This is a genomic window from Bradyrhizobium sp. SHOUNA76 (assembly GCF_023006445.1).
In the GTDB taxonomy this organism is placed as follows: domain Bacteria; phylum Pseudomonadota; class Alphaproteobacteria; order Rhizobiales; family Xanthobacteraceae; genus Bradyrhizobium.
The window spans coordinates 1-9636 of the sequence record NZ_JALBHA010000219.1; the positions used below are offsets into that span (position 1 = coordinate 1).

A 9636-nucleotide genomic window follows, 5' to 3' on the forward strand; every position below is an offset into this window, starting at 1 on the left:
CGGGAGCTCCGGCGTCGGCCCCGACGCTGCAGAGCGCGATCGGTCCTGTGCAGGGCTTCGTCGCGACGCGCAGCGCCACCGGCACCAAGACGAACACGGCGCTGATCGAGACGCCGCAGTCCATCTCGGTCGTGACGCAAGATCAGATCCGCGACACCGGTGCGCGAACGGTCGGCGAGGCGTTGGCCTACACGGCCGGTGTGCAGACGCAGCCCTACGGTTTCGATCCCCGTTATGATCAGTTTCTGATCCGGGGATTTGCGGCCAACGTGTATGGCAACTATCGTGACGGCTTGCGGCAGGGCAATGGTTCGTTCGCTTATTTTCGCAACGAACCCTACGGAGCCGAGCGAATCGAGGTGATGCGCGGTCCGTCATCGGTGCTGTACGGCGCCAACGAAGCCGGCGGCATGGTGAACTATGTGAGCAAGATGCCGCTCGATAAGCGGTTCAATGAGGTCGGCCTCGATATCGGAAATTTCGATCGTTATCAGGGCAGGTTCGACTTCAGCGGGCCAACGCTGGACAACGACAAGCTGCTTTACCGCTTCACCGGCCTGGTGCGTGACAGCGGCACGCAAATCCCCGGGACCTGGGATGACCGCGTGTTTCTCGCCCCGAGCTTTACCGCCAAGCTGGGTGAGGATACGACACTCACCGTGCTGGCCGAGTATGAGCGCAGCAAGACCTCGATGTGGCCGTATTATCTGCGCAACCCGGTGACGGGCGTGGTCACCAATATTCGTCTCGGCGACCCCGCATTCGACGCGCTTACGCAATGGCAAGCCTCGATCGGATACAGGCTCGACCATCGCATCAATGAGGCGCTGGCCTTCCGGCAGCATGTTCGGATCGGGCACGTGTCGTTCGAGGGCAACATGGTCGATGCTCTCAGCCTCTCGCCCGACGGGCGCACGCTCAACCGCTATGGTGCGACGTTCCGGGAATGGCTGAACACGTTCAACGTCGATAATCAGATCGAGGCCAAGCTGGTCACAGGTCCGGTCAAGCATACGGTGCTCGCCGGCGTCGACTATTTCCGGCAAGGCACGACGCTGGACTATTATGCGGGCCTGGCGCCGTCGCTCGATCTGACCAATCCGGTCTACGGCAGCTCGGCGCCGACGACCCCTCTGGGGCTGATGAGCGCCAACAGCCAAACGCTCGGCCAGGTCGGGCTCTACGCACAGGATCAGATGGCCTGGGGCGGCTGGCGGCTGACCATCGGCGGCCGGCAGGACTTTGCCGCGCTGTCGAACCGCAACGACCTTACGGGCGTGACGAGCGATAGCGCGCCCGGCAAGTTCACCGGCCGCGCCGGATTGTTGTATCTGTTCGAGTCCGGCCTTGCTCCTTATGTGAACTATGCGACGTCGTTTCTGCCGCTGACCGGCACGACGGCCCCACAGCGCGGCAGCACGCCGTTCGCGCCGACAACGGGTGAATCTTTCGAAGCCGGCATCAAATATCAACCTCTCGGCTGGAACAGTTACTTCACGGCGACCTGGTTCAACCTGACCAAGGACAACGTGCTGACCATCGATCCGGCCTTTCCCACCTTCTCGGTGCAGACCGGCCAAGTCCGATCGCGCGGTGCGGAGCTCGAAGCCGTGCTGTCGTTGGCCGAGGGACTCAAGGGCATCGCGTCCTACAGCTACACCGATGCGACCGTCACGCGCAGCAATGGCCTCGATCTCGGCAAGGTGCCGATCGGCGTGCCGTTGCAGCAGGCCGCGATCTTCCTCGACTACACCTGGCAGACCGGCCCGCTTGCAGGCTTTGGCATCGGTGCCGGTGCGCGCTGGATCGGGCAGACCTGGGCGGACGAGGTCAACACGATCAGAAATCCCGCCATCATGGCGTTCGATGCGGGGGCGCATTACGACTATCGCGGCATGCGGCTCGCCGTGAATGCGCGCAACCTGTCGGATGAACGCGTGCCGATCTGCAACGCCGGGACCTGCTCCTTCACGCAGGGACGGACCGTGCTCGGGAGTGCGACAGCGCGGTGGTGAAACGGATTTGCGCTGCGCCATCCTGATCGGCGCGCAGGGACCCGGCGCAAACGTCGGATGTCCGTCACGTTCCGCCGTGATACGACATCCGCGTCGTCCTCTCCGGAGCCACCTTGCATGTCCACCGCGATCGCGCCCAGCCAACAGCCCGCCACCTCCACCGACCCCAACTCCCTCGGCTGGATGCGCGGCTTCCCGCCGTCCTCGGACCGCCTCATCACCTTCCAGGATGGCTCGTTCCGCAATTTCCCCGAGCTGCGCTGGGCGTGGTCCAACATCCGCCAGCTGGTGCCGACGGTGAACGTCTGGCGCGGGGCGGGGCCGGCGTCTGTGCTGCCGCGCCAGGACCATGACATCGGCGCGGTCGCCTCGACCACGATGGATGGCCGGCCCATGACCTTTGAAAAGATGCTGGAGGAGACCTACACCGACGGCATCGCGGTGCTGCATCGGGGGAAGCTGATCTACGAGCGCTATTTTGGTGCGTTGAAGCCGCACAAGCCGCATATCGCGATGTCCGTGACGAAGTCGTTCACTGGCGTGCTCGCAGGCATGCTGGTCGCCGAAGGCAGGATCGATCCGCAGGCGCCGGTCACCGACTACGTACCGGAGCTGAAGGCGAGCGCGTTCAGCGACGCGCGCGTGCACGAGGTCATGGATATGACCACGGGGCTCGCATACACCGAAGTCTATACCGACAAGAATTCGGATGTGTGGGGCCTGCGACGCGCCAACGGCATGGCGCCGATCCCGCCGGGTTATGAAGGCGCGACCACGATCTTCGAGTTTCTGATGGCGCAGACAAAGCAGGGCGAGCACGGCAAGGCCTTTGCCTACAAGACCGTCAACACCGACGTGCTGGCCTGGATCGTCAGGCGCGCCAGCGGCATGACGCTGTCCGATCTTCTGTCCGAGCGCATCTGGCAGCCGATGGGCGCGGAGGAAGACGCGCACTACCACGTCGACCGCATCGGCACCGAGAGCGGCGGCGGCGGGCTCTCCACGACACTGCGCGATCTCGCCCGTTTCGGCGAGACCATGCGCAATCACGGCCGCTGCAACGGCCGTCAGGTCGTGCCATCACAAGTGGTCGAGGACATCGCGCGCGGCGGCGATCCCGAAAAATTCAAGCCGGCCGGCTACACCACGCTGCCGGGCGCGTCGTATCGCAACCAATGGTGGGTGACGCACAACGAACACGGTGCCTACATGGCGCGCGGCGTCCACGGCCAGGGCATCTACATCGATCCCAAGGCTGAAATGGTGATCGCGCGTTATGCATCGCATCCCATGGCGGGCAACGCCGCCAACGATCCCGTGACGCTGCCGGCCTACATGGCGCTGGCGAAGGCGCTGATGGCGGGTGGGTGAGGGCGCGGAAGCTGACTCGTCGTAGCCCGGATGAAGCGAAAGCGTAATCCGGGACAGACCAACCGGATCGCGCGATTGCCCGTGCAGAACGAACCCCGGATTGCGCTGCGCTCCATCCGGGATACGAGGCCTGCCAAAACCGTAAGATCGGTCGAGCAGGTCTGGCCGTCACCGGCTAAGTGGCGCCGTCATGCGCCTCCTGCCAATGCGGATAGGTGACGTAGGCGGTGACGGTGCCTTGCTCGTGCGAGCGGATGCTGACCGTCTCGCCCTTCGGCATGTAGACGATCTCACCGGGACCTGCGGTGACGGTGCTGCCGCGGCTCGTGACCGACAGCTTTCCCTCGAGGACGATCATGACATCGTCGACCGTGATCGTCTCTTCGAGAGTCTGGTTTGGCGCGTAGCGGCCGAAGCCGATCGTGATCGGTCCGCCGTGACGTTGGTCGACCAGGTTGCCGACGAAGATGTCGCCGTCCTGTCCCGGCGAGCGTTCGAGCGAAGCGTCGGAGATGGCGAATTTGCGAACTTTCATGAATTCCTTCCGTCTTGCGCAGGCCTGGCGGGGATGGGGGACCGATAGACGTTTGAGCAGGGGTTTGGTTCGCCTCGCCTCGCGAGGCGGTTTGACGCAGCGGCGGAGTGCCTTAATATAAGTATTGACTTATATTAACCTCGGTCGATATTCATCCTTGCGCCAACGATAAGGAGGAACGCAATGCAGATCGATGTCGCCAGGGTCCTCGGGCTTGTCACGCGTTCGGTGAAGAACTTCGAGAAAGACGGCAAACCTGCGAGCGCAGTGACACTGACAAGGCTTTATGACACCAGCGTCGAGGATCTCTGGGACGCCCTGACCAACAGTGAGCGCATCCCGCGATGGTTCTTGCCGGTCGAGGGAGACCTCCAGCTCGGCGGAAGGTACCAGCTCAAGGGCAATGCGGGCGGCACCATCACGGCGTGCACGCCGCCGACGCATTTTGCGGCAACGTGGGAATTCGGCGGCGCGATCAGCTGGATCGACGTCGGGCTGGCAGCAGAACGCAGCCAGGCGCGTTTGACACTTGAGCACACCGCGATCATCGAGGATCATTGGAATCAGTTCGGCCCGGGTGCGGTGGGGATCGGTTGGGACCTCGCACTTGCAGGACTGGAGCGATATGTTGCGACGGGGGCATCGGTCGACCACGAGACGGCCGAGGCTTGGATGGGCTCGCCGGAGGGCAAGGAGTTCATGACGACCAGCGGCGAGTCTTGGCGGGCGGCGCACGTCGCGAGCGGGGTCGACCCTGATGCGGCCAAGCAGCGCTCGGACCGCACCATCGCATTCTATCGCGGCGAGATGCCGCCCGACATCGTTCATCCCGGCACAGGAAGCTGATGCACGTCTTCGAGGTCCTCGCCGATCCCGTGCGCCGCCGCATCCTCGAGCTGCTCGGCCAAAACGAAATGGCGTCCGGCGAAGTCGTCGAGGTGATCGGGGCCGAGTTCGGGATCACCCAGGCGGCGGTCTCGCAGCACCTCAAGGTGTTGCGAGAGAGCGGTTTTGCCAATGTCCGGGCGGAGGCGCAAAGGCGCCTTTATTCGGTCGACGTTGCCGGGCTTCGCGCGGTGGATGCGTGGATCGGTCAGTTCCGGAATTTCTGGGAGCCCAGGCTGGACGCGCTGGCAACCGAGATCGCGCGCGGCAAGCGCGAGCGTCGCAACGCCCCCATCACCAAGCGGAGCGGGAAGAGGGCTTGATGAAATCGCGAACTTGGCGGTGAGGGAGCGAGGTTACGCGGGATGCGGAGCCGGCTCGCAATACTCAATCAGCAATTCGGTGAGGACTCGTATCTTCCGTGCGGGATGCTGGCCCGGCGGGCGGACCACATAGGCACCCGCCGGAGACGGGGGATATCGTGTCATGACCGGCACCAGCGCGCCGGAGGCTACATATTCATGGGTGAGGCTGTCGGGAAGATAGGCGATCCCGAGTCCTGCCGTTGCAGCCAAAACCAGAGCTGTGCCGTTATCGGCCTTGAAGCGACCCTGCGGACGCACGGTGAGGATCTTGTCGCCATCCATGAGTTGCCACACTTCGGTGCCCTGCATGAGGGCCTCATGGGCGACGAGTTCCTCCGGCGATTCGGGCGCCCCATGGGCCTTGATGTAGTCCGGGCTCGCGACAAGCTTCCCATGTATGGGTCCAACGCGTCTTGCGATCAGATTGGAGTCCGGAAGATAGCCAAGCCGTATCGCGCAATCATATCCTTCTGCGATGAGATCAACGAAGCGATCGCTGTAACAGGTGTGGATCTGAAGATGGGGATGACGCCGGGCCATCTCCGCAAGGATGGGAGCGAAGTGGGTCGGGCCGAAAGTAAATGGCACCGCAACTCGCAAGCGTCCGCGCAACTCTCCGGCGGGTAGAACTGCCTCCCTCGCTGCGTCGATCTCGGCGCAGACTCTGGCTGCATGGTCTCGAAACGTGACGCCGGCCTCCGTGAGCGCAGCCCCGCGGGTCGTTCTCGCAAGAAGTTGGACGCCAAGTTCCGCTTCAAGCCGGAAAAGCCGACGACTGACGATCGATTTGGCGACGCCCAGCCGGAGCGCGGCGGCCGAAATTCCCCCGGCGTCGGCGATTTCGACGAACGTCCGTATGTCTTCGATGTCCAACTCAGCGTTCCTCATTCCGCGACACAGCGTGCCGCGGCACGACACTACCGTATCGCATCCGGAACACCAATCTCGGGGCCGGGCTACGTCGCTGCTGGCGTACGTCTCGGAAAAACCAGTGCCGCTCACAACGGCAGTAAAGGATGCAACGATGACTTTTCGTAACGGCCTTGCTTCGCTTCTTCGTCCCGAAGACTCGGTGCTCGTTCTGATCGACCACCAGCCGTACCAGCTCGCGAACGTGAACAGCCACGAACCTCAGATGGTGATCAACAATACGACCGGTCTGGCCAAGGCCGCCAAGGCCTTCGGCGTTCCCACGATCCTGACCACCGTGGTCGCTGAGCGGGGTGGTCTCCTTTTCCCTCAGATCACGGACGTTTTCCCCGGCCAGGAAGTGTTCGACCGGACGTTCATCAACACCTGGGAGGATCGAAAGGTGGTGAACGCAGTCAAGGCAACGGGGCGCAAGCAACTCGTCATTGCTGGCCTGTGGACCGAAATTTGCGTGGCGATGCCGGCGATTCAGGCTCTCGGCGAAGGCTGGGATGTAACTGTCATCACCGACGCCTCTGGCGCCGTTTCGGTGGAGGCCCACGAGGTCGCGATCCAGCGCATGATCGCGGCGGGCGCGAATATGATGACCTGGCTGGCGCTGGCGGCCGAATGGCAGCGTGACTGGGCTCGGACCGATCAAGCTGCCGCGCTGACGGAGGTGATCACCCAGCATGCCGGCGGGAGCGGCATCGCGTACCTGTGGGAGCAGCAGCTGCTCAACACGCCGGTGCCCGGCAAGGCCCGATGATCTGAGCGTGTGAAGGGTCCGATCGCCTCGCTCCGAAAAAGCAGTTGCATCGGGAAAGCCCGTCACACCCTCTCAAAGAAAACGCATGGTTGCCGGCGGCCGCGCGAAAGCGCAGGCCGCTGGCGTAGTCCATCCGTCTTGCTCCGGCGCGGGCGGATAGCGGATGCGCTTCGCCGATCCCCTTAAGGTCGCCCCATCTTCTCGTACTTCTTCACCAGCCGCTCGCGCTTGAGCCGCGACAGCCGCTGGATCCAGAACATGCCGTCGAGCTGGTCGATCTCGTGCTGGTGACACACGGCGCGCAGGGCGTCCGACTCCTCGGTTCGCGTGTTGCCGTCGAGATCTTGATAGCTGATGCGCACGCGCGCGTGGCGCTGTACTTCGTCGTTGACCCCGGGCATCGAGACGCTGCCTTCGCGGTGCATGATCATCTCGGGTGACGCCCATTCAATGACCGGGTTGACGTAGGTGAGAGGGCCCTCCTTGGCGTCGAACTCGAGCACGACGACGCGCAAGGGCACGCCGATATGCGGCGCGGTGATGCCGATCCCGGGCGCAGCGCGCATCGTCTCCAGCAGGTCCGCCGCAAGCTCGCGCAAGCCGTCGTCGAACGCGGTGACGGGGCGGGCCGAAATCGCGAGCCGGCGGTCGGGATAGCGGACGATGGGGCGAATGGTCATGTCAGGTTCCTAGCATTCACGGATCATTGAAGCATCCTTTGTTGACGAGCCTACCAACTGGAAGGTAGCTAGGGTGATGAGCAACGTCTCCTCGACCGCCGACGACATCCTGGCCTGCGCACGCTGGCTGATCATTGCCGGCGGGTATAACGGCTTCAGCTATGCCGACATCGCCGACGTGGTCGGCATTCGCAAGCCGAGCATCCACCACCATTTCGCCAGCAAGGTCGACCTGGTCCGCACCCTGGTGTCGCGCTATCGCGAAGAGGCGCAGGCGGGATTGGCGGCACTCGAGCGCAACGTCCCGGACCCGCGCGACCAGCTCGAAAACTATGTCGCCTATTGGGAGGCCTGCATCACCGACGCGACCGCTCCCTTCTGCGTCTGCGCGCTGCTTGCCACCGAGCTTCCGATCCTGCCCGAAGAGGTGGCGCTGGAGGTCCGCGCGCATTTCCGTTTCCTGGCGTCGTGGCTGACATCGGTGCTGGAGCGCGGCAAGCGGAAGGGACGGCTGCATCTTTCCAGCACCGCAAAGGTCGAGGCCGAAGGATTCATGGCGACCGTTCACGGCGCGATGCTGTCGACGCGTGCCTATGGCGATCCCAGGATGTTCGGGACCATCACCCGGCCGCTGCTCGATCGGCTGTCCACCAGGCACTGACGAAGAAGGCACGACACGGGCCGCAATGCCGTTCTGCGTCGACTTCTGCATCTAATCTACCAACTAGTAGGTAAGAAGAAGACAATGAGAAACCGTGAGACGACTTCGGACATCGCCGACCATGCGCAATGGCTGAACCAGTATTATTTTTTGCGCGCCGCGTTTTCCGTCGCCTGGGTCATTGCGGCCTTTGCGATCGCGCCGTCGTCGGCGGTCGTCGCTGCAGCGCTGCTGGTCGCGTATCCGGCATGGGACGCCGCGGCCAATTATCTCGACGCGCTCTGCAGCGGCGGATTGAACCAGAACCGCACGCAGGGCGTGAACGTGCTGGTCAGCCTCGCGACCACCATCGCGGTCATCCTGGCATTGCAGGTCAGCATGAACTGGGTGCTCGGAATCTTCGGGGCCTGGGCGATCCTGTCCGGGTTGCTCCAGCTCGGCACGGCGGTGCGGCGCTGGAAGCTTTTCGGCGCGCAATGGGCCATGGTGCTCAGCGGCGGCCAGTCGGCACTGGCAGGCGGCTTCTTCATCTTCCAGGCCACCATGCCTGCGGCTCCGTCGATCGCGAACGTCGCGGGCTATGCTGCGGTCGGCGCGCTCTACTTCCTGGTCTCGGCGCTCTGGCTCACGGTCAGCACATGGCGCCGCAGCGCAGCCGGCGAGTCTTGATCGCGGACGTCACGCAAGAGTGGAGGGATAGGATTGGCGGGATGATGCCCTGATGCCAGTGTTTCGCCCGACGAGTCAAATCGCGGCGTGCCATGGCGAGCTCCGCGGCTCATCTCGTCGCCCGTTAAGTCCTTGATTGCGCAGAGGCCGGCTACTGTGCATGGGGTTGTTTTCGCGAATTGTATTGGCCGGGTCTGCAAAAACTTGTCCCGGCCTTGTCGGCCAGCGCAGTTCCCATTCGTCTTCCAGCCAGACAAGATCATCTCGGGAGACCAAAATGACTCAATCCCCCTATCGCTGGGTGATCGTCGCTGCCGGAGGCCTGCTCGGCTGCGTCGCCATCGGCGGCATGTTTTCCCTGCCGGTGTTCCTGCAGCCGATCGCCAAGGACACCGGCTGGTCGGTAACAGGCATTTCCAGCGCGATGACGATCGGCTTTCTGGCGATGGCGTTCACGAGCATGGTTTGGGGCACGCTGTCGGACCGGTTCGGACCGCTGCCGGTGGTGCTGACGGGATCGACCGTTCTGGCGCTCAGCCTGTTCGCCGCGAGCCATGCGACCTCGCTTCTAGCGTTCCAGGTCGTGTTCGGCCTTCTGACCGGTGCGTCCTGCGCGGCGATCTTCGCGCCGATGATGGCGGCCGTCACCGGCTGGTTCGAGACTCAGCGCAGCCTCGCCGTGTCGCTGGTGTCGGCCGGCATGGGCATGGCGCCAATGACGATGGCGCCGCTCGCGGCCTGGCTCGTCTCCGGCCACGATTGGCGCACCTCGATGCA

Annotated in this window: 11 protein-coding genes; 8 read left to right on the forward strand and 3 right to left on the reverse strand. The window is 63.7% G+C overall.

Features of this window, described 5'->3' with window-relative positions:
- Both MOV74_RS21410 and MOV74_RS21415 read left to right on the forward strand, forming a co-directional pair.
- A partial coding sequence (locus MOV74_RS21410; protein ID WP_246926400.1) for a TonB-dependent siderophore receptor occupies positions 1-2015 on the forward strand: 2015 nt, incomplete at its 5' end.
- A gap of 117 nt (positions 2016-2132) precedes the next feature.
- On the forward strand, positions 2133-3386 hold the full coding sequence (locus tag MOV74_RS21415; RefSeq protein WP_246926402.1) for a serine hydrolase: 1254 nt from the start codon (positions 2133-2135) through the stop codon (positions 3384-3386).
- Positions 3387-3561: 175 nt separating this feature from the next.
- Here MOV74_RS21415 and MOV74_RS21420 read toward each other — a convergent pair whose 3' ends face one another.
- On the reverse strand, positions 3562-3921 hold the full coding sequence (locus tag MOV74_RS21420) for a cupin domain-containing protein (RefSeq protein ID WP_246926405.1): 360 nt from the start codon (positions 3919-3921) through the stop codon (positions 3562-3564).
- A gap of 183 nt (positions 3922-4104) precedes the next feature.
- Here MOV74_RS21420 and MOV74_RS21425 point away from each other — a divergent pair, with 183 nt between their 5' ends.
- Both MOV74_RS21425 and MOV74_RS21430 read left to right on the forward strand, forming a co-directional pair.
- Positions 4105-4767: an SRPBCC family protein gene (locus MOV74_RS21425; protein ID WP_246926407.1), complete on the forward strand. Its 663-nt coding sequence runs from the start codon at positions 4105-4107 to the stop codon at positions 4765-4767.
- Positions 4767-5129: a helix-turn-helix transcriptional regulator gene (locus MOV74_RS21430; RefSeq protein WP_246926410.1), complete on the forward strand. Its 363-nt coding sequence runs from the start codon at positions 4767-4769 to the stop codon at positions 5127-5129. The genes MOV74_RS21425 and MOV74_RS21430 overlap by 1 nt, the downstream gene beginning before the upstream one ends.
- Before the next feature lie 33 nt (positions 5130-5162).
- On the opposite strand, the gene MOV74_RS21435 is transcribed toward MOV74_RS21430, so the two are convergent.
- Positions 5163-6044 (reverse strand): LysR family transcriptional regulator, encoded by an 882-nt coding sequence (locus MOV74_RS21435; protein WP_246926413.1) that lies wholly within the window; start codon positions 6042-6044, stop codon positions 5163-5165.
- Positions 6045-6195: 151 nt separating this feature from the next.
- Between MOV74_RS21435 and MOV74_RS21440 the strand changes: the two genes are divergently transcribed.
- Complete coding sequence (locus MOV74_RS21440; protein WP_246926416.1) at positions 6196-6849, forward strand: hydrolase; 654 nt, start codon at positions 6196-6198, stop codon at positions 6847-6849.
- A 182-nt stretch (positions 6850-7031) separates the two neighbouring features.
- Here the strand turns inward: MOV74_RS21440 and MOV74_RS21445 are convergent, their stop codons facing one another.
- Positions 7032-7529 carry a peptide deformylase gene (locus tag MOV74_RS21445; protein ID WP_246926418.1) on the reverse strand — a complete coding sequence of 166 codons (498 nt, stop codon included), beginning with the start codon at positions 7527-7529 and terminating at the stop codon, positions 7032-7034.
- A gap of 76 nt (positions 7530-7605) precedes the next feature.
- On the opposite strand from MOV74_RS21445, the gene MOV74_RS21450 reads away from it, so the two are divergent.
- The 3 genes from MOV74_RS21450 to MOV74_RS21460 form a co-directional block, all read left to right on the forward strand.
- Positions 7606-8190, forward strand: coding sequence for a TetR/AcrR family transcriptional regulator (locus MOV74_RS21450; protein ID WP_246926422.1), 585 nt, complete (start codon positions 7606-7608; stop codon positions 8188-8190).
- A gap of 84 nt (positions 8191-8274) precedes the next feature.
- Positions 8275-8859, forward strand: coding sequence for a DUF308 domain-containing protein (locus MOV74_RS21455; RefSeq protein ID WP_246926424.1), 585 nt, complete (start codon positions 8275-8277; stop codon positions 8857-8859).
- Between the two features lie 277 nt (positions 8860-9136).
- Positions 9137-9636: MFS transporter (locus MOV74_RS21460; protein ID WP_246926426.1), on the forward strand; the 500-nt coding region annotated here is incomplete at its 3' end.